At 69.1% G+C, this 19,366-nt stretch carries 19 protein-coding genes and 1 tRNA gene; 13 read left to right on the top strand and 7 right to left on the bottom strand.

The features are described from left to right. The first annotated feature begins 8 nt into the window (after positions 1–8). The 3 genes from Psi02_RS11440 (at position 9) to Psi02_RS11430 (ending at position 1,866) form a co-directional block, all read left to right on the top strand. Positions 9–422 (top strand): M67 family metallopeptidase, encoded by a 414-nt coding sequence (locus Psi02_RS11440; protein WP_203954893.1) that lies wholly within the window; start codon positions 9–11, stop codon positions 420–422. A gap of 206 nt (positions 423–628) precedes the next feature. Further along, the gene (locus tag Psi02_RS11435) at positions 629–907 is read left to right on the top strand and encodes a MoaD/ThiS family protein (protein ID WP_203954892.1); all 279 of its coding nucleotides are present in this window, start codon (positions 629–631) and stop codon (positions 905–907) included. Between the two features lie 11 nt (positions 908–918). Continuing rightward, complete coding sequence (locus Psi02_RS11430) at positions 919–1,866, top strand: PLP-dependent cysteine synthase family protein (protein ID WP_203973431.1); 948 nt, start codon at positions 919–921, stop codon at positions 1,864–1,866. Positions 1,867–2,101: 235 nt separating this feature from the next. On the opposite strand, the gene Psi02_RS11425 is transcribed toward Psi02_RS11430, so the two are convergent. Further along, complete coding sequence (locus tag Psi02_RS11425) at positions 2,102–3,709, bottom strand: DUF3352 domain-containing protein (protein ID WP_203973430.1); 1,608 nt, start codon at positions 3,707–3,709, stop codon at positions 2,102–2,104. A 168-nt stretch (positions 3,710–3,877) separates the two neighbouring features. On the opposite strand from Psi02_RS11425, the gene Psi02_RS11420 reads away from it, so the two are divergent. The 8 genes from Psi02_RS11420 (at position 3,878) to Psi02_RS11385 (ending at position 11,767) form a co-directional block, all read left to right on the top strand. After that, positions 3,878–4,672: a thioesterase family protein gene (locus Psi02_RS11420; protein WP_203973429.1), complete on the top strand. Its 795-nt coding sequence runs from the start codon at positions 3,878–3,880 to the stop codon at positions 4,670–4,672. A 241-nt stretch (positions 4,673–4,913) separates the two neighbouring features. Then, positions 4,914–5,741, top strand: a complete 828-nt coding sequence (gene murI / locus Psi02_RS11415; RefSeq protein WP_239094799.1) for a glutamate racemase — start codon at positions 4,914–4,916, stop codon at positions 5,739–5,741. Next, positions 5,738–6,490, top strand: a complete 753-nt coding sequence (locus Psi02_RS11410; protein ID WP_203973428.1) for an MBL fold metallo-hydrolase — start codon at positions 5,738–5,740, stop codon at positions 6,488–6,490. Before murI ends, Psi02_RS11410 begins: the two co-directional genes overlap by 4 nt. A 5-nt stretch (positions 6,491–6,495) precedes the next feature. Further along, the gene (gene rph, locus Psi02_RS11405) at positions 6,496–7,224 is read left to right on the top strand and encodes a ribonuclease PH (RefSeq protein ID WP_203973427.1); all 729 of its coding nucleotides are present in this window, start codon (positions 6,496–6,498) and stop codon (positions 7,222–7,224) included. Further along, positions 7,221–7,823 (top strand): RdgB/HAM1 family non-canonical purine NTP pyrophosphatase, encoded by a 603-nt coding sequence (gene rdgB, locus Psi02_RS11400; RefSeq protein WP_203973426.1) that lies wholly within the window; start codon positions 7,221–7,223, stop codon positions 7,821–7,823. The genes rph and rdgB overlap by 4 nt, the downstream gene beginning before the upstream one ends. 46 nt (positions 7,824–7,869) lie before the next feature. Continuing rightward, positions 7,870–9,603 (top strand): molybdopterin-dependent oxidoreductase, encoded by a 1,734-nt coding sequence (locus tag Psi02_RS11395; protein ID WP_239094798.1) that lies wholly within the window; start codon positions 7,870–7,872, stop codon positions 9,601–9,603. A gap of 125 nt (positions 9,604–9,728) precedes the next feature. Then, on the top strand, positions 9,729–11,504 hold the full coding sequence (locus tag Psi02_RS40040; protein WP_239094797.1) for a toxin glutamine deamidase domain-containing protein: 1,776 nt from the start codon (positions 9,729–9,731) through the stop codon (positions 11,502–11,504). Then, positions 11,504–11,767 (top strand): PepSY domain-containing protein, encoded by a 264-nt coding sequence (locus Psi02_RS11385; RefSeq protein WP_203973425.1) that lies wholly within the window; start codon positions 11,504–11,506, stop codon positions 11,765–11,767. The genes Psi02_RS40040 and Psi02_RS11385 overlap by 1 nt, the downstream gene beginning before the upstream one ends. Positions 11,768–11,825: 58 nt before the next feature. Here Psi02_RS11385 and Psi02_RS11380 read toward each other — a convergent pair whose 3' ends face one another. The 4 genes from Psi02_RS11380 to Psi02_RS11365 all read right to left on the bottom strand — a co-directional run bounded on the left by Psi02_RS11380 (position 11,826) and on the right by Psi02_RS11365 (position 17,029). Continuing rightward, positions 11,826–14,306: an ABC transporter permease gene (locus tag Psi02_RS11380; protein ID WP_203973424.1), complete on the bottom strand. Its 2,481-nt coding sequence runs from the start codon at positions 14,304–14,306 to the stop codon at positions 11,826–11,828. 3 nt (positions 14,307–14,309) lie between these two features. Next, complete coding sequence (locus Psi02_RS11375) at positions 14,310–15,053, bottom strand: ABC transporter ATP-binding protein (protein WP_203973423.1); 744 nt, start codon at positions 15,051–15,053, stop codon at positions 14,310–14,312. 112 nt (positions 15,054–15,165) lie between these two features. After that, on the bottom strand, positions 15,166–15,831 hold the full coding sequence (locus tag Psi02_RS11370) for a response regulator transcription factor (protein WP_203973422.1): 666 nt from the start codon (positions 15,829–15,831) through the stop codon (positions 15,166–15,168). 19 nt (positions 15,832–15,850) lie between these two features. Next, a complete protein-coding gene (locus Psi02_RS11365) occupies positions 15,851–17,029 on the bottom strand; it encodes a sensor histidine kinase (protein WP_203973421.1) in 1,179 nt (392 codons plus the stop codon). A 525-nt stretch (positions 17,030–17,554) separates the two neighbouring features. On the opposite strand from Psi02_RS11365, the gene Psi02_RS11360 reads away from it, so the two are divergent. Beyond that, positions 17,555–17,836, top strand: coding sequence for a hypothetical protein (locus Psi02_RS11360; RefSeq protein ID WP_203973420.1), 282 nt, complete (start codon positions 17,555–17,557; stop codon positions 17,834–17,836). Positions 17,837–17,856: 20 nt separating this feature from the next. On the opposite strand, the gene Psi02_RS11355 is transcribed toward Psi02_RS11360, so the two are convergent. Next, positions 17,857–17,929 (bottom strand) — tRNA-Leu (locus Psi02_RS11355). 134 nt (positions 17,930–18,063) lie between these two features. After that, positions 18,064–18,531 (bottom strand): thioredoxin-dependent thiol peroxidase, encoded by a 468-nt coding sequence (gene bcp / locus Psi02_RS11350; protein ID WP_203973419.1) that lies wholly within the window; start codon positions 18,529–18,531, stop codon positions 18,064–18,066. Between the two features lie 133 nt (positions 18,532–18,664). Here bcp and Psi02_RS11345 point away from each other — a divergent pair, with 133 nt between their 5' ends. Beyond that, a complete protein-coding gene (locus tag Psi02_RS11345) occupies positions 18,665–18,988 on the top strand; it encodes a DUF3618 domain-containing protein (protein ID WP_203973418.1) in 324 nt (107 codons plus the stop codon). Positions 18,989–19,366 lie beyond the last annotated feature (378 nt).

Raw genomic sequence — 19,366 nt, 5'->3', positions numbered from 1 at the left:
TTCCCGGCATGCTGACGATTTCCCGTGAGCTGGTCGACGCCATCGTGGCTCACGCCCGCGCGGACCATCCGGACGAGGCCTGCGGCGTCGTGGCCGGGCCTGAGGGGTCCGACCGCCCCGAGCGGTTCATCCAGATGGACAACGCCGAGCGTTCCCCGACGTTCTACCGGTTCGACTCCCATGAGCAGTTCCGCGTCTGGCGCGACATGGACGATCGTGACGAGGTGCCGGTGGTGATCTACCACTCGCACACCGCGACCGAGGCCTATCCCTCGCGTACGGACATCAGCTACGCCTCCGAGCCGGACACGCACTACGTCCTGGTCTCCACGGCCTACGACGAGCCGCAGTTCCGCTCCTACCGGATCGTCGACGGCGTCGTGACCGAGGAGGACGTCAAGATCGTCGAGGCCTACGGCTAGACTTGCCGCATGCCTCGCGACGACATCCGTACCGTGTCGTCCCGCGCTGCCCTGCAGAGGTTCCTTTTCGCGCACACCCCCTCCGTCGTCGTCTACGACTGTCGCTGAGAATCCGTCCCGGACGGAATCCCGCTCCGCCTGACCATGTTCCAATCAGGTGGGTGTCCAACATCATGACGACCACTGACCAAGGAGACTGAGCCGCGATGGCCATCGAGGTTCGCATTCCGACCATCCTGCGTAACTACACGGACGGCGCCAAGGCCGTGGACGCGAAGGGCGCCACGCTCGCCGAGCTGATCGGCGACCTGGAGGCGCGTCACCCGGGCCTCAAAGAGCGCCTGGTGGACGACGCCGGCCTGCGCCGCTTCGTCAACGTCTACCTGAACGACGAGGACGTCCGCTTCCTCGGCGGGCTCGGCACGCCGGTCGCCGACGGCGACACCGTGACGGTGCTGCCCGCCGTGGCCGGCGGCGCCCGCTAGGGCCGCGCGCCATGCGCTTCGATTCGCTGGTCGACTCGGTGGGGCGCACGCCGCTCGTCGGGCTTCCCCGGCTCTCGCCGTCCGATGACGTGCGGGTCTGGGCCAAGCTCGAGGACCGGAACCCCACCGGGTCGATCAAGGACCGGCCCGCCCTGTGGATGATCGAGCAGGCGGAGAAGGACGGCCTGCTCACGCCCGGGTGCACGATCCTCGAGCCGACCTCGGGCAACACCGGCATCTCCCTCGCGATGTCGGCCCGCCTCAAGGGATACCGGCTCATCTGCGTCATGCCGGAGAACACCTCGGAGGAACGCCGGCAACTCCTTCGCATGTACGGCGCGGAGATCATCTCCTCGCCGGCGGCGGGGGGGTCGAACGAGGCCGTCCGGGTCGCCAAGGGCCTGGCGGCGGAGCATCCCGACTGGGTGATGCTCTACCAGTACGGCAATCCGGCCAACTGGCGGTCCCACTACGAGTCGACCGGCCCGGAGATCCTCGAGGACCTTCCGACGGTGACGCACTTCGTGGCCGGACTCGGCACCACGGGCACCCTGATGGGCGTCGGGCGCTTCCTGCGCGAGCACGTCCCCGGGGTGCAGATCGTCGCCGCCGAGCCGAGGTACGGCGAGTTGGTGTACGGCCTGCGCAACGTGGACGAGGGCTTCATCCCCGAGTTGTACGACGAGTCCGTCCTGACCACCCGCTACTCGGTGACGGCGGCCGACGCCCTGCGCAGGACGCGGGAGCTGCTGGCCGTCGAGGGCATCTTCGCCGGCATCTCGACGGGGTGTGCCCTGCACGCCGCGCTCGGGCTGGCGCGCAAGGCCGTACAGGCGGGGGAGCGGGCGGACATCGCCTTCATCGTCGCCGACGGGGGCTGGAAGTACCTGTCCACCGGAGCCTACGAAGGCACCCTCGACGAAGCCGAAGACCGCCTCGACGGCCAACTCTGGGCGTGATCATGCACACATTCGGTGGAACGGCCCTTGACCTGGCCTTTCATCGAGCGTGATCATGCGCGGATTCGGCAAAGTCGGCCACGACCTGGGCTTTCGCCTTTCGTGATCATGCGCAGGCTTATGAAAGCAGGCTTATGAAAGCAGGCTCATGAAAGCAGGCTCATGAAAGCGGACGACCCCGGCATGTGATCGGGTCACATGCCGGGGTCGCGGCGTTCCCGGGACAGCTGAACGATCAGTTGAACAGGACGCGCAGGGTCATGCTGGTACCGTCCGTGTAGTTCCCGCTCAGCCCGATCGCGCGAAGCACCTGGACGTTGGACTTCTCCTCGCCCTTCAGGCCGCTGAGGTAGAGCGGTTCGAGCTTGTCGAGGTCGACGTACACGGCGTAGTTCGCCGCGTCCGCGTCCGGAACGGCCAGCTTGAAGCTCTCGCTCTCGCCGAGTGTCCCCTTCGTGCCCAGCTTGTCCGCGTATGTCTGCGTGCTCGCCACCACCAGCTGCCCGTCGCCGGGCTTCTTGGCGAGCTGCAACGGGGTGCCGGACCCGGCGAGGAGCGCCTCCAGCTTGGTCACGACCGCCTGCGCCTTGACCGGATCGGTCGTGAGGACCGCTCCGACGTTCGGCTGCTGGGCGTCGAGGCCCTCCTGGTCGAGTGCGATCGTGAGGCTCTTGCCGAGCAGCGTCACGATGTCGTCAGGGACCGAGATGCCGTAGAGCTGCTGGAACTGCTCGAGGCTCTTCGTGATGGTCTGGCCGTCAGGGGTCGCCTCCGCCGCCTGCTGGATCTTGGGCCACTGCGTCGCGAACCCGTCACCGAGGCCGGAGAGCGAGATGGCGCCCACGGTCGAGGCCGGCAGCTCCGCGATCTTTACCGGCTGCCCCTTGAGGGTGTTGGCGGCACCGCCCCGGGTGATCCCCGTCAGCTCGGCGTAGTCGCCGTCGAAGCGGAGAGCGCCGGCGAACCGCATGTCCTTGATCGATTCCAGCGCCGTCGGGGCCGCGGTGGCGGCGGCGCCCGACATGTCGGCCAGCTCGCCGAGATCCATCCAGAACGACATCACGCCGGGCTCTCCGACGGCAGAGGTGTCATCGCTGAACTGGGCGTTCTGCGACAGCGGCGCCGCCTTGGCGTACCCGTCGGCCGCCGCCTGCGTCTTGGCCAAGATCGCGTAACCGTCGCGGAACGCGAGGCCGTATTCGTCGCCGGGGGCCAGCTTGGCGATGCCGTCCCGCGCCGCGGCCTCGTCCTTCACCTGTACGGCCGCCGCGACGTCGGGCTCCTTGCCGGCGCCGGAGGACAGTACGGCCAGGCCCGCGCGGTCGCCGAGCCAGGGCTCGACGTCCTTGGCGTAGTCGACCTTCGCCAGGTCGGGGGAGTCGCCCTTGATGGCCTCGAAAAGGGCCTTGCGCGGATCGTCGTCGCTCAGGGAGTCCTTGATCCCCGGGAACTTCCTCGCGATGGTCAGCAGGGCCAGCTTCTGGTTGGCCGCGGGGTCGAGGTCCAGCCGTACGTAGGCGATGGCGTTGCCGGGCAGCACCTCCTGCGGCTGAGTTCCTCCACCGCTCAGCTGCGAGAACGCCCATACGCCGCCACCACCGAGGATGACGACGACGATGGCGGAGATGGCTGCGAGCAGCCAGCCGCGGCCGCGCTTGGCCGGTGCGCCTTCGGTCCCGTCGGGAGCGTTGAACCCGAGCTCCTCGGCCTGGCCGTACGGCAGTTGCCGGGTGTGCGCGTCGTTCGCGGTCGCCTGTCCGGGCTGTGGCGTCCGGTGTTCGATGGTCCGATCAGGGTCCGGACTCTCCGGGAATGAAGCCCCCGGAGGAGTTTCGGCAGACATAGTTCACGCCCCGTATGCATTTGTCGGATGATCTGCTAATTATGCCAATGAATTGGAGAAATCTTGGTCACAAAGTTGATTGCGTCACATATCCGTGACAAGGCGTGTACCTCCGCTAAAGTACTCACTAGAACAAGGTTCGGTTGAGTTTTTCGTGCGAGGAGCGTTGTGACCAAGTTCGACGAGGCGACGCAGGCGATCCGGGTCGACGACACCACCTATGACGTGTGTCTTGATGGCGGATATTCGATCGGCGGGCCGCTGAACGGGGGCTACCTGCTGGCGACCGTTCTGCGGGCGGTGGTCGACGAGTCGCCGCACGCGCACCCGGTGTCGACGAGCGCCCAGTTCCTCCGGGCCGCGGTGCCCGGGCCGGCCACGGTCAGGATCGAGCGGCTCAAGTCGGGCAGGACGGCCACGATGACCCGGGCGACGCTGGTGCAGGACGGCCGGTCCTTCATCGACACCCTGGTGACGACGGCCACATTGGATCCAGCCGCCACTCCGGAATGGGCGGACGGGCCGGCGAGCCCCATGCCAGATTTGTCCGACTGTACAAAACTTCCGGACCCCAAGCCCGAATCGAACATGAACCTGAACGCGCAGATGGAGTTGCGATTCGATCCGCCGACGATCGGATGGCTCGCCGGAGAGCCCACCGGCAGGCCGGAGTCGCGGGCCTATTTCCGGATGGCGGAGACGCAGGATCCCGATCCGTTCGTGCTCGCGCTCGCCGTCGACGCGCTGCCGCCAGTGGTGTTCTCGGCGGGGGCGCGGGGGTGGGCGCCCACGGTGGAGTTGACGTGGCACCTGCGCGCGCTGCCGGCCCCCGGATGGCTGACCCTCTTGGGCAGCGGAAGGCTGATCAGCGACGGCTGGTTCGACGAGGACGTCGAGGTGTGGGACTCGGCGGGTCGTCTGGTGGCTCAATCTCGCCAGCTCGCGAGGGTGGGACGAGGCTGACTCCTCCGTACGGCCCGGCCGCGCCGGTTCGGATTCCGCGCCTGTTTGCATGATCACGCCGAGTGTTTCCGCTGGTGAGGCCGTTTTCTCCGAACCTGTGCATGATCACGGCCGGGATCGTGGCAGGTCAGCGGTGCCGCCACCGAATCTGTGCATGATCACGCCGGGGAAGGGGGGTGGGGGGAGGTTGTGAGGATTCTTACCGTGAGTGGTCGTGCATGATCCCCTAACCTTGGGAAGTGTGCCGGACAACAGTGGGGCGATCGGGATCTTCGACAGTGGCGTCGGCGGTCTGACCGTCGCCCGGGCGATCCTCGACCAGCTGCCCCACGAATCGATCTTCTACGTGGCCGACACGGCGCGGCAGCCCTACGGGCCCAAGCGCATCGCCCAGGTCCGGAGGTATGCCCTCGAGGTCATGGACCACCTGGTCGAGCACGACGTCAAGATGCTGGTGATCGCCTGCAACAGCGCCAGCGCCGCCGTGCTCAGGGACGCCAGGGAGCGTTACGGGGTCCCGGTCGTCGAGGTGATCCAGCCCGCCACCCGCCGGGCCGTGCGGGCGACAAGGAACGGCAGAGTCGGCGTGATCGGCACGCGGGCTACGATCGAATCGATGGCCTACCACGACGCCTTCGCCGCCGCGCCGCACGTCGAACTGGTGGGGGTCGCGGCTCCGCTCCTCGTGGACTTCGTCGAGCGGGGCGAGACGATGAGCGAGGAGCTCATCGATGTGATCCGCGGTTATCTGAAGCCCATCCAGGACGCGGGCTGCGACACCCTCATCCTGGGCTGCACGCACTACCCGCTTCTGACGGGCGCGCTGTCCTACGTCGCGGGAGACACGGTCACCCTCGTGTCGAGCGCCGAGGAGACCGCCAAGGACGTCTATCGCATCCTGCACGACCGGGGGCTGGCCGGTGGAGCGGACGATCCGCTCCACCGCTTCGGGGCCACGGGTGACACCGCTCTGTTCGAGCATCTCGGACAGCGGTTCCTCGGGCCGGAGATCCAGGCGGTCGAGCTCGCGGCGGTCGGCGACGAGTCCGACATTGGGAGGTCGGCGTGAAGTTGACGATCATCGGGTGTTCGGGGAGTTTCCCCGGCCCGGAGGGCCCCTCGTCGTGCTATCTGCTGGAGGCCGAGGGATTCCGGATGCTGCTCGACTTCGGCAACGGTTCGCTGGGGGTCCTGCAGCGCTACGCGGGGATCTACGACGTGGACGCCATCTGCTTGTCGCACCTGCATGCCGACCACTGCCTCGACATGTGCTCCTACCACGTCGTCCGCACCTACTCGCCGGCCGGGCCGCTGCCCCGGGTGCCCGTCCACGCTCCGGCGGGGGCGGCCCAGCGGCTCAACGCCGCGTACGGCATGCCCGACGAACCGGTCATGGAGAAGTCCTTCGACTTCGCGCGGCTCTCGCCCGGCACACGGGAGATCGGCCCCTTCGAGGTGACGGCCGCTCCGATGAACCATCCCGTCGAGACCTACGGCTTCCGTGTCACCCACGGCGGCCGTTCCGTGGCCTACTCCGCGGACACCGGCGAGTCCGCCGAGCTCGTCAAGCTGGCACACGACGCCGACGTGCTGCTGTGTGAGGCATCCTTCGTCGACGGCCCAGGCCTCACACCCGGTCTCCATCTCAGCGGTCGGCAGGCGGCGGAACACGCGGCCCGGGCCGGGGCGCAGACGCTGGTCCTCACCCATCTCGTCCCCTGGAACGACCAGAAGAGGGTGCTGGACGACGCCTCGCGCGGCGGCTTCGCCGGCAGGATGGAGCTGGCTCGGAGTGGCGCCGTCTATGACCTAGGGTGACCCCTATGGCTCGTTCAGATGGACGTCGTCCCGATCAGCTTCGCCCCGTGACCATCACGCGGAACTGGCTCGCGCACGCCGAGGGTTCCGTGCTCGTCGAGTTCGGCGGCACGCGGGTGTTGTGCGCCGCCTCCGTGGAGAGCGGCGTGCCCCGATGGCGCAAGGGCAGCGGCCTCGGCTGGGTGACGGCCGAGTACGCCATGTTGCCCCGCGCCACCAACACGCGCGGTGACCGTGAGTCGGTCCGCGGCAAGATCGGTGGCAGGACCCACGAGATCTCGCGGCTGATCGGCCGCTCGCTGCGGGCCTGCGTGGACTACAAGGCGCTGGGGGAGAACTCGATCATCCTCGACTGCGACGTGCTGCAGGCCGACGGCGGCACGCGGACGGCCGCGATCACCGGGGCCTACGTCGCGCTCGCCGACGCCGTGGCCTGGATGCGCAAGCGCAAGATGTGCCCGGGAGACCCGCTGGTCACCTCGGTCGCGGCGGTCTCCGTCGGCGTCCTCGGCTCGGAGCCGCTGCTCGACCTCTGCTACACCGAGGACGTCAAGGCCGAGACCGACATGAACGTGGTGATGACCGGCGCCGGAGACTTCGTCGAGGTGCAGGGCACCGCCGAGGGTGCGCCCTTCGACCGGGTGATGCTGAGCGGCCTGCTCGACCTGGCCGCCGGCGGCTGCGCGGAGCTGACCCGCCTGCAGGCCGAGGCGCTCGCGGTGGCGACCGAATGAACAAGGTGGTTCTGGCGACCAGGAACGCCGGCAAGATCGTGGAGCTCCGCAGGATCCTGGAGGAGTCCAGCCTGCCGATCGAACTCGTGGGGCTCGAGGACTTCCCGGACATCGCCGACGTGGCCGAAACGGGCCTGACGTTCGCCGAGAACGCGCTGCTCAAGGCGCACGCCGTAGCGAGGGAGAGCGGCCTGCTCGCCGTCGCCGACGACTCCGGGCTCTGCGTCGACGCCCTGAACGGCATGCCGGGGATCTTCTCCGCCCGCTGGTCCGGCACGCATGGTGACGACGTCGCCAACCTGTGGCTGCTCCTGGCCCAGATCTCGGACGTCCCCGACGGCCGCCGCCAGGGCCACTTCGCCTGTACGGCCGCGCTCGCGCTGCCTTCGGGCGAGGAGCACGTGGTGGAGGGGGCCATGCACGGCCACGTCATCCGTGAGCCCAGGGGAGCCAACGGCTTCGGTTACGATCCGATCTTCGTTCCGGATGGCGAGAGCCGTACGACCGCGGAGATGTCAGCGGGAGAGAAGGACGCGATCAGCCATCGTGGCCGGGCTTTTCGCGCCCTCGTGCCGGTCATCGAATCGGTCGTCCTGTAATCCACCCGTAAGACCTTCCGGCACGAGTGGGGCGTAGCGTTCGACTGTGAACAAGGACGACGGCGGTTCTCGCCTGCCCAAGTGGGTGGCGGCCGTGATCGGGGTCGTCGCGGGAGCGGTGGCGCTCGGCGTGGCCCAACTCGCGGCCGGACTGACCAACGCGAGTGCGTCACCGGTGATCGCGGTCGGCGGCGCGGCGGTCGACCGGACCCCGCCCGCGCTCAAGGACTGGGCCATCAGGAACTTCGGGTCGAACGACAAGTTGGTCCTGATCAGCGGCATCGTCGTGGTCCTGGCTCTGATCGCCGCGGGTCTCGGCGTGCTCTCCCGCCGGAGGGTCGGCTACGGCATGACGGGGCTGCTGCTGTTCGGCCTCGTCGGAGCGGGGGCCGCGGCCACCAGGCCCGACTCGGGGCCGTTCGACATCCTGCCGTCCCTCATCGGTGTAGGCGCGGGAGCGTGGGCGCTCTCCCTGCTGTTCCGCCGGGTGGAGCTGAACGACTGGGACGACCTTCCGGAGGAGTATCCCGCCGCTGCCGGCACGTCGGCGTGGACGACCGACCCCGAGTACTCGGAATATCCGCCGTACGCGGACGAGGGAGAGCCGGGCGAGGATGAGCGGGACGCAGACGAGCCGGGCGGGGGTGAGCCGGTCCCGCATCCAGCGGAGATGCCGCCCGTGATGCGGGCAGGCGACGCCCTCTACACGTTCGACCGCCGGCGCCTGCTGACCGGCGTGGCCGTGGGGGTGGGAGTCGCCGGAGTCGCCGGGTTCGGCGGGCGCCTGCTCGGGGCCTCCAAGGACGTGGACCTCGCCAGGAGGACGGTCGCGAAGACGTTGCCCCGGCCGGCCGTCGCGGCGAAGCCGATCCCGGCGGGTGCGGACCTGCACCTCAAGGATCTGTCGCCCTTCGTCACGCCCAACCGTGACTTCTATCGGGTGGACACCGCCCTGGTCGTCCCCTCGGTCGATCCGACCGACTGGACGCTGAAGATCCACGGACTGGTCGACAAGCCGGTCGAGCTCACCTTCGACGACCTGCTCAGGCGTCCGCTGATGGAGGCGGACGTCACGCTGACCTGTGTGTCCAACGACGTCGGCGGGCCGTACGTGGGCAACGCCCGCTGGCTCGGCGCGCGCCTGGCCGATGTGCTCCGCGACGCGGGGATCAGGTCGGACGCCGACATGCTGCTGAGCGTCTCGCAGGACGGCTTCACCTGCGGCACCCCCGTCGACGTCGTCATGGACGGCAGGGACGCGCTGCTCGCGGTCGCGATGAACGGCGAGGTGCTGCCGGCCGCGCACGGGTTCCCCGTCCGTCAGGTCGTCCCCGGCCTGTACGGCTACGTGTCCGCCACGAAGTGGATCACCGAGATCAAGGTGACACGGTTCGACCAGGACGAGGCCTACTGGACGCCACGCGGCTGGTCTCCGCGGGGCCCGATCAAGACGGAGTCCCGGATCGACGTCCCCCGAGACGGCGACGCCGTCCCGCACGGCCCGACCATAATCGCCGGAGTCGCCTGGGCCCAGCACAAGGGGATCTCCGCGGTGGAGGTCCAGGTGGACGGAGGCGAGTGGCGGGAGGCGAAGCTCGCCGAGGTGAACGGCCCGGACACCTGGAGGCAGTGGTCGATCGAGACGGACCTCACCCCCGGAAAGCGGGTCATCACGGTCCGCGCGACCGATGCGAGCGGCTACACCCAGACGCCGAATTATGCTCCGCCCGCTCCCGATGGCGCGACGGGCTACCACGCCATCGGCATTCTGGTCGGATGAACCCGGACGAACCCTGCTGAAGGCCGCCGGCGATCCTTCTGGACTTGGGAAAGCCGCTGTGACGGCGGTGAGGCCGCCCCTACCATCGGCACCCTGATTACGTGTCAGGGAGGGGGCCGCAGCACGTGACTCAGGAGATGGCTCGCAGGCATGCCCGGTGGCGGTTGCCGACCGGTGTCTACAACCCGATCGTGAGCGCAGACGGGCGTAGGTGGCGCGATTACGAGAGGGCCGCGGAGACTCCGGCGTCCGGGGAGAACCGGCACCTCGACGATCGCCACGTGGACGATCTCTGCACGGAAGGTCGAGTCCAGGAGAACCGTCACGCCGAGGTGCGTGCGGTCGTCCTGGCGGACGGCCCGGCGAACAGCGTGGCCGGTGGCATGGTGAACGCTTCGGCGAAGAGCATGGCGAACGGCCTGGCCAACGGGATGTCCAACGGCACTTCGAACGGCACGTCGACCGGGCTGCTGAGCGGCCTGCTCAACGGTTTGGCGAAGGGTGCGCGGAACGGCCTGGTGAAGGGGACGTCCAATCCCCTGCTGGGCGGCACGCCGAACGGCCTGAGCGAGGCCCCGGGCGACAGCCTGGCCGACGGCCCGAATGCCGGTCTGAACGGTGGTCTGAATGACGGTCTGAACGACGGTGTTGTGGAGGACGCGGCCGAGGGCGCCGTCGCCCCAGTTGCGGATGCCACGGGCGACACCGCCACCCACGCACTGGAGGGGGCCGCGTTCGCAGCCGATCCGGCGAGTGAGGCGATCGCCGACGCGGCCGTACAGCCGGGAACACAGCCGGGAGCACAGGTCGAAGCACAGCACGGGACGCAGGCCGGCGCACAGCTCGAAGTGCCGGCTGAGACATCGGTTCCGGCACCTGTTGAAGCGTCGGTCGAGGCCGTTGCCGGGGTCCGGGTTGAGGCACCCGCACCCGCACCGGTTTCGACACCCGCACCTGTTTCGGCACTGCCGCCTGCGCCCGCCTCCGGCGGGGAGGGCCTGGCGGACCTGTCGCCGGTCGCGTCGGCCGAAGGCGTGGTCGCTGAGACCGCCGCACCCGATGCCGGGATTCCGGTTTGGGGAGAGCGCCCGGAATGGGGCCAGAGCCCGGCGCGGTCAGAGGTCCCGCCGCACCCAGACGTCCCGCCGCGGTCAGAGGTCCCGACGGTGTCGGACGTCCCGCCGCAGTCGGCCGTCCCGGGGTGGGAGCAGGGTCCTATGCGGGGACCAGCCGGATCCCGGGTCCGGGACGACGCGGGCACGGATCTCGAGCCTGACTGGTTCGATAGTGCCCGCAGGCCGCCGCGACTGGAGACGACGCGTCCGTACGGCAAGCCGGGCGGGCTCGCGGAGTCGAGGCCGGGGACCGAGGAGATCCTCGCCCAGGCGAGTCTCGTCCAAGCGGTCAGCGGCCGGTTCCCCGATCCCCGGGGCACGTGGATCCGTCTGATCAACGCGGAGGGGCCGACGGAGGACCCGTTCCGGTCGACGAACGCCGTCGACTGCGCGCTCGCCGTCATGTCGACCTGGCACGGGGAACCGGTCGTGGCCGCACGTCGTCAGCCTGAGTTCGACGCGGGGGGAAAGCCGCTTCTGACCGGTGAGACCGGGGGAGTGGCCCGCGCCGAGCAGTGGCTGGGGCATCGGTTCGAGTATGTCGGGCACGGCCGTCGCGCCTACGTGGCCATCGCGCAGCGCCTGGTCTTCGGAGGTCACGGGGCGAGCGCGATGCTCATCACCCGCTGGCCGGGTGGTGGGAGCCACGCATGGAACGCCGTGAACTGCCGGGACGAGGTCCTGTGGATCGACGCGCAGCGGGGTCACATGGCGGTCGAACCGCCGTACGAGGTCGTCACCGGGGTCTTCTGCGTGGTCATCGACCGGGAAGGGCAGCGCCTTTGATGGTCTCGCCCGACCAGGCGCGGGAGCTGGCGGAGCGCTATTTCGGTGATCGCGGATCCGAGGCGGAGATGCTCGCCTTCGACGGCGGCTACGTAGCCTGGATCGCGGACGACGAGCCCGAGGACCCGAGTGTTCCCCCCGAGACGGTGGGGGGCGGCTGCGTCGTCATCGACGGCACGACGGGTGACATCGTGATACGGCCACTGCTCGGCCCGAACGACGTGGCCGAGCAGTGGCCCACCCCCCTCCCCCCACCTGCGTGATCATGCGTGCGTGACCGCGCACGCCCTACCCTCGGCGTACGGCCGGCTGTGAGCGGGCTCAGTCGCTCGCGAGGGAGCCCACGATGGACGTCCGCGCCGCGCGCCTGGCGGGAAGGACGGCCGCCAGCACTCCGGCAAGCCCGGACGCCGCGATGAACAACGCGACCTGCCCGACGGGCAGCCGGAAGCTCACCGACTCCGAGATCGTCGTCGTCGCGGCCCAGCCGTACACGATGCCGAGGACGGTGCCGACGAGGGCGCCGACCAGACCGAGGATCAGCGCCTCGACGGTGAGCATGCCGCGCAGTTGCCCGCGCTTCAGGCCGAGGGCGCGCAGCAGCGCCGACTCGCGCGTCCGCTCGTGAACCGACAACGACAACGTGTTCGCGATGCCCAGCAGCGAGATGACGATCGCGAGGCCGAGCAGGCCGGTGACGACCGACAATATGCCGTTGATCGCCTCGTCGAACTGACCGCGGATCTCGGTGGAGCTGGCGACCTTCACCGCCGGGTACGGCTGGGTCGCGTTGTCCACGATCGCCCGTGCCTTGTCCAGGTCGGCGCCGTCGGCCGCGGTGATCAGGATCTGGTTGTCGTCCGTCTTCCCGAAGCGCTCGTCGAAGAACTGCTCCGGCACGGTGATCGACGGCAGCAACGACTGCGAGTCGAGGATGGCGACCACACGAAGCGGGGTGGCGTTCTTCGCGGTTCCAACCCTGACGTCGTCGCCCACCTTGATCTTGAGCTGCTTGGCCACGTAGTCGGCGATCATGACCGTTCCCGGCTTGAAGCCGTCGGCGGAGCCCGACGTCGCCTTCGGCCGCACAGCGGTCTCGAGCACCGACGACGTCACCGTCCCGATGGGATAGTCCTCGTCGTCGAGCTTGCCGTCGACCTCCCTGAACTCCGCCACGGTGGCCAACTCCGAGTGCCCGCGCAACGCCTCCGCGACCGCGTGGGGGATGTCGCCGGTCTGCGCGGCGACCCGGTAGTCGGCGGGGAACTGCGAGTCGAGCTCCTGGTCGGCGGTGGCCCGCATGGTCGCGGTGAGGACGGCCATGAACGTCATGAGAGTGACGCCGATGGTGAGGGCGATCGTCGTCGTGGCCGACCGCTTCGGGTTGCGGCGTGAGTTCTCCGTGGCCAGGCGGCCCGGCACCCCGAACAGCCGCCCGGGCAGCCAGCCGGCCAGCCCGCTCAGCGGTGTGACGACCACCGGCCCGAGGATCAGCACGGTGAAGAAGGCCAGCACGCCGCCCGCCATCACGGTCATGAGCGCCGTCTCGTCGGGCTTCGCGGTCACGCCCATGTACGTCAGTCCCGCGGCGGCCAGCCCGAACAGCACGGCGAAGACGATCCGTACGACGCCGGCGCGGAACGTGTGCTCCTCGGTCTGCGTGCGCAGGGCCGCGACGGGCGCGACCTTGGTGGCCTGGCGGGCCGGGAGCAGGGCCGCGACGACCGTCATGATCAGGCCGGTCGCCAGGCCGATGACGATGGTCTGCGGCGACAACGTCACGGTGCCCGTGGGGACCTCCACGTCCGGTTGGTAGGTCCCCAGCAGGAACACGGCGAGCCATCCCATGCCGAGCCCGGCGGCCAGGCCGAGGATCGAGGAGACCAGTCCGACGATGGCCGACTCCAACATGATCGAGCCGAAGACCTGACGACGGGTCGCCCCGATGCATCGCAGCAGCGCCAGCTCGCGCATGCGCTGGGCGACCAGGATTCCGAAGGTGTTATAGATCACCAGGCCCGCGACCAGCAGCGCGATGAATCCGAACATCAGCAGGCCGACCTTCAGATACTCGGTGCTCGCGCCGTTGGACGCCGCCAGGTCGGAGGCGACCTCCTCCCCGGTCTGGACCTTGGCGCCGGACCCGGCGACCGCGGCGACGGCCGTACGGAGACTCTCCCTGGACGGGCCCGCGGTGGTGACGTCGATCTCGGCGTAGCCCGTCGCTCCCGTCATCCGCATCGCGGTCGCCGGGGTGTAGGCGACCGCGCCGCGGGCGGCGAGGGACTGGTCGACGCCGACGTCGAAGGTGCCGACGAGCCGGAAGTCGTGCCGGACGTTCTTCTGGTCGAGGACGCCGATGGTGTCCCCGATCCGGAAGCCCTGCGTCCTCGCCGTGCTCGTGTCGACCAGGGCCTCGCCGTCCGACGCCGGCGCCTTGCCGCTGGTGACGTCCAGCCGGTACGAGGGGAACGACACCCCGGCGGTGACGAGTTCGCCGACGGTCTTGCCGTCCTTGCCGATGAGGGGCGCCTCGCCGGACACGACGGGTTGTGCGTCCTTGACGCCGGCGACTGATCCGATCTTGGCGAGCAGGCTCGGGGGAAGCGGGTCGTCCTTGGAGCGCACCGCGACGTCGATCTTGTCGGCGGCGGCGGTGAAGGACTGGCTGAAGCCGGCGTCGATCGTGTCGGTGAGCACGAAGGTCCCGGCGATGAAGCCCACGCCGAGGATGATGGCCAGCGAGGTGAGCACCAGCCGGAGCCGGTGCGCCAGCAGGCCCATGATGGTGGTCCTGAACACGGGTCAGGCCTCCAGCGCCACGAGCGTGTCGAGGACCGTCTGCGGCGTCGGCTGCTCGATCTCGCGCACCAGCAGCCCGTCGCGGAGGAACACGACCCTGTCGGCGTAGGACGCCGCGACGGGATCGTGGGTCACCATCACGATCGTCTGCCCGAGTTCCCGCACCGAGGTGCGCAGGAACGCCAGGACCTCCGCGCCGCTACGCGAATCGAGGTTTCCGGTCGGCTCGTCCGCGAAGATCACTTGGGGTTTGCTGATGAGCGCCCGCGCGACCGCGACCCGCTGCTGCTGGCCGCCGGACAGCTGGCTCGGCTTGTGCCGCAACCGGTCGCGGAGGCCGACCGTGTCGATCACGCGGTCGAACAGGGCCTGGTCGGCCTGCCGCCCGGCGATCTGCAACGGCAGCAGGATGTTCTGCTCGGCGGTCAGGGTGGGCAGCAGATTGAACGCCTGGAAGATGAAGCCGACGCGCTCGCGCCGCAGCAGCGTGAGCCGCTTGTCGTTCAGCCGGGTGATCTCGATGTCGCCGATGGAGACGTGGCCGTCCGTCACCGAGTCGAGTCCGGCGAGGCAGTGCATCAGCGTCGACTTGCCGGAGCCCGACGGGCCCATGATCGCGGTGAACGCCTCGGTGGCGAACCCGACGTCGATTCCGCGCAGGGCGTGCACGGCTGCGTCGCCCGTGCCGTACACCTTGGTGAGCCCCTGCGCGGTCACGGCGCTCCGGACACTCGTGATTGTGGTCATACGAAAACCCTAGATTCGTGATCATGCGTGCACCTCTGCCGTGCGAAGGGCTTTCTGATCCGTTTGCTGAGGGTCCGTACGGAGGATCTGCGATTTCTGATGTAGTCCCGAGTCAGCCCTGGGAACGATCGGGCGTGACGAGCCCGCTTTCGTACGCGTAGACGACGGCCTGAGCACGGTCACGCAGGCTCAGTTTGGCCAGGATCCGGCCGAGGTGGGTCTTCACCGTCGCCTCCGCCAGCTGCAACTGCTGGGCGATCTCCGAGTTCGACAGCCCCAGGGCCACGTGGTACAGGACTTCACGCTCCCGCGCCGTCAGGGTGTCGTCGTCCCGCTTCAGGGCCTCGCCCGCCGGCAGATGTACGGCGACGCGGTCGAGCAGCCTCCTGGTCGTACTGGGGGCGATCACGGCGTCCCCGGCGTGGACGGAACGGATGGCGCTGATCAGCTCGGGCGGCGGCACGTCCTTGAGCAGGAAGCCCGAGACGCCCGCCTTGATGGCCTCGAAGGCGTACTCGTCCAGGTCGAAGGTCGTCAGCATGAGGACCTTCGGCGAGCCGGGGGACGCGCAGATGAGCCGGGCCGCCTCCACCCCGTCCATGCGGGGCATCCGGACGTCCATCAACACAACGTCGGCTTCGGTCGTGCGCAACGTCTCGATGGCCGCGGCCCCGTCCGCCGCCTCACCGACGACCTCGATGTCGGGCTGCGCCCCGAGCACCATCCGGAATCCCGTGCGCACCAGTTCCTGGTCGTCGACCACCATCACTCGAATCATCGCCGCAGCTTCCTGTCCGTCATACCGTCACTCCGGTCGGGATCCGCGCGAGCACCTGGAAGCCGCCGCCGGCCTTCGGGCCCGCGTCGATGCTCCCGCCGTACATCGCCGCCCGCTCGCGCATGCCGACCAGTCCGTGTCCGCCCTCTGACGCGATCGCGGCCGCGCCCCTGCCGTCGTCGGAGATCCGCAGCATGACCTCGCCCCGGCCGTACGTCATGTCGACCAGGGCGCGAGCGCCCGGCCCCCCGTGCTTGAGGGTGTTCGTCAGCGCCTCCTGGACGATCCGGTAGATCACCAGCTGTTCTCCCTCCGGGAGTACGTGCGGCACGCCGGAGACGGTGAAGTCGATCGGCAATCCGGAGTCGCCGACCTGCTTGACCAGGTCGCCGAGCTGAGCCACTCCCGGTTGCGGAGCGTACTCCTGCGTGTGGTCCCCCTCCTGCCTGAGCACCCCCACCAGGCGTCGCATCTCGGCGAGCGCCGTGCGCCCCGTCGCCGAGATCGCCTGTACGGCACGGCGCGCCTGCTCCGGGTCGCTGTCGATGGCGTAACCCGCGCCGTCCGCCTGCACCACCATCACGCTGACGTTGTGCGCGACGACGTCGTGCAGCTCACGGGCGATGCGGGTGCGCTCGGCGGCGGCGGCGATCTGCGCCTGCTGGTCCCGCTCACGTTCGGCGCGTTCGGCGCGCTCCACCAGGCTCTCGACGAAGCGCCGCCGGGTGTTCGCGTAGATCCCGGTGACCCAGATGGCCACGACGAACACCGACATGGAGGCGAAGGTCGACGGTTCGAAAGCGGTGTAGCGGGACTGGGCGAGCGCCAGCCCGACCTCAGTCACCAGACCGGCCGCGACGGCCCAGGCGGCGGTGCAGCGGGCGGCCACGGCGTACATCGCGACGAGGACGGCGAGGTTCGCCGGGATCTCGGCCAGGCCGGCCACCCATTGGCCGAAGCTGAGGAGGGCGATGGCCGCGAACACCTCGCGGGGGTGGTTCCTGCGCACCATGAGCGGCGCGAGGAGCGCGATCGTCAGGAACAGGCCCGCCGGCATCCCCACGCGGGTGCCGGCCAGCCACTGGGCTTCGCTGAAGTTCCCGACCGTGGCCAGGCAGAACAGGACGAGTGGAGAGACCGTGAAGGAGTCGATCAGGACGGGATGACGCCGGGCCCAGGCGCGTGGTCTGCCGAACACGGTTCCAACCCTACGTAGTGGCTGCTCAGCGGTGTTCCGCCTTCGGGCGGATCCGGGCGTACGACTCAGGTCGCAGATGCGAAGACGGGCCTTACGTCGCCTTTACGAAACGAGGACCATCATTATCCACGGGAGCGCCTCGGTGGGGCGGACAGGAGATCTGTGATGGCGGATCAACATGGAGGGCCGCGCGATGCTGAGGATGAGTCGCGCGTTCCGGGGCCGGGAGAGGGCACCACACCGCTACCTGCCGAGGCGGCTCCCGACCAGACCACGGCGGAGCCAGGCTCCGGATCTGCTGCAGGGTCCGGAGTAGGCTCCGCCGGCCAATCCGCGTTCCAGGCGCCGGGGTATGCCTACGGTCCCGGCGGGGCCGGCTGGAATGCTCCAGGCTGGCGTCCCGCGGCGGGACAGGGCGGGCCCGGAGTCCCCGGTGGTCCACCGGCGGGACCTTCGGGCGCTCCTCGGCTGGGTGCTCCTCAGCCGGGCGCTTCTAGGCCCCGGCGGACGGACGCCAACCGGCTCGTGATCGTCGGTCTGGTGTGCGCGGTGGTGGGAGCCCTGTTCGGCGGGAGCGTCGTCGCGGTCGGTGACGTCCTGTGGCACCGGTTCCACGGCCCGCGGTACGGCGTCGTGTGGTCGAACCCCGATCAGGGGCCGCGGCGGATGCCGGGATACGGCCAGAACGGCCGGCGTTTCGGGCAGGACCAGCCGTCGGACGACCTGTCCGGATACTGCCGACGGACCGACGCGGGAATCCGCTGTGACGGACCCGGAGCGGTACCGAATCCCGCTCCGACCTCGTAGCCGGATGGCCGGTCACGCAGTGGGGCCGGTGGGATTCGAACCCACGCTGGACGGCACCTAAAGCCGCTGTCTCTGCCGTTGGACTACGGCCCCTGAGCTTCGACGCGCGCCGCCGACGGACGGCGCGGTCCCTGTGGCGTCACAGGCAGGCGCCGCCCATCGTACAGGCTGGACACCGCCACGGGCCGCCCGTTTTGCGGGGGCCCCTGCCGGTGTGACCGTACGGGTCAGGAGATGTCGAGCTCTTTCACCAGGCGGGCGACATGGCCGGTGGCCTTCACGTTGTAGAGCGCCTTCTCGACCTTGCCGTCGGCGTCGATGACAAAAGTCGAGCGGATGACGCCCAGGATCGTCTTGCCGTAGTTCGTCTTCTCGCCGTAGGCGCCGTACGCCTTGTGCACGTCGAGATCGACGTCGGACAGGAGCGGGAACGTGAGCGCGTCACGCTCGCGGAACTGCTGGAGCTTAGCGGGCTTGTCCTTGGAGACGCCGAGGACCACGAAGCCCTGGGCGGTGAGAGAGCCCAGATTGTCGCGAAAGTCGCAGGCCTGCTTGGTGCAGCCTGGAGTCATCGCCGCTGGGTAGAAATAAAGGATGACGCGCTGGCCACGGAACGACTCGAGCGACACCTCTTCGCCCTTGTCGTCCTTGAGGGTGAATTCGGGCGCGGCGTCGCCGACCTCGAGCCTGCTCATGAATACCTCCCGTGAGGGTGACCCGCGTCGATGTGCGGACAAGCGTCAACCAAACTACCGGTTCGGCCGTTGTGCGGGGTGCGTACCGGACCTGGCAGACTGATCACCTACGGAAACCACAGGAGGGGATCGCATGGCTGACACCGATCCCGATGCGCTGGAACGAGAGATCGAGCGCACCCGGGCCGAGCTGGCTCGCACGGTCGACGCCATCGCGGACCGGGTGAGCCCGAAACGGGTGGCCGAGCGGAGCGTCGCCAAGGTCAAGGCCAACGCCGAACACCTGGTGTCGTCGTTCGGGGATCTCGTGGGGGGCTCCACATCGCGCTCCGCCGCCGAGATGGAAGGCGAGGAGCGGTATCCGCCGGCGCAGTCCATGGCGCCGGTGCTGATCGGCCTCGGCGCGGTCCTCGTTGTCGGTGCCACGATCATCCTGCTCCGCCGCCGCAACCGCTGACCGCCCGTCGCCCCATTGCTCTCGCAGAGCAATGGGGCGACGGTGATTTCAAAGCCGGGCACGAAGGTCCCGCCAGGGGGTTTTGGGCGTGATCATGCACAGGTTCGTGAAGATGACCCCTGACCAGCCCGGGTCCCGAACGTGATCATGCACGGATTCGGGGATTGCGCCGCCGACCTGGGCGGATCCAGTTCGTGATCATGCGCAAGTTCTTCTGCATGGCCGCCCACCTGGGAAAGCGTGGCTCGTGATCATGCAATGTCGGTCAGCCGATGGGCTTCCCATGTGACGGGGGCCGCCGCTGTGCATGATCACACACTGAAGAGGCGCAGGCCGTGTGGGCTGCGCTCGAATTCGTGCATGATCACGGATGAAGAA

The organism is Planotetraspora silvatica, assembly GCF_016863315.1.
GTDB classification, from domain to species: domain Bacteria; phylum Actinomycetota; class Actinomycetes; order Streptosporangiales; family Streptosporangiaceae; genus Planotetraspora; species Planotetraspora silvatica.
Note: the sequence above shows the minus strand (reverse complement) of the source record. Positions and strands in the feature narration are given on the sequence as shown.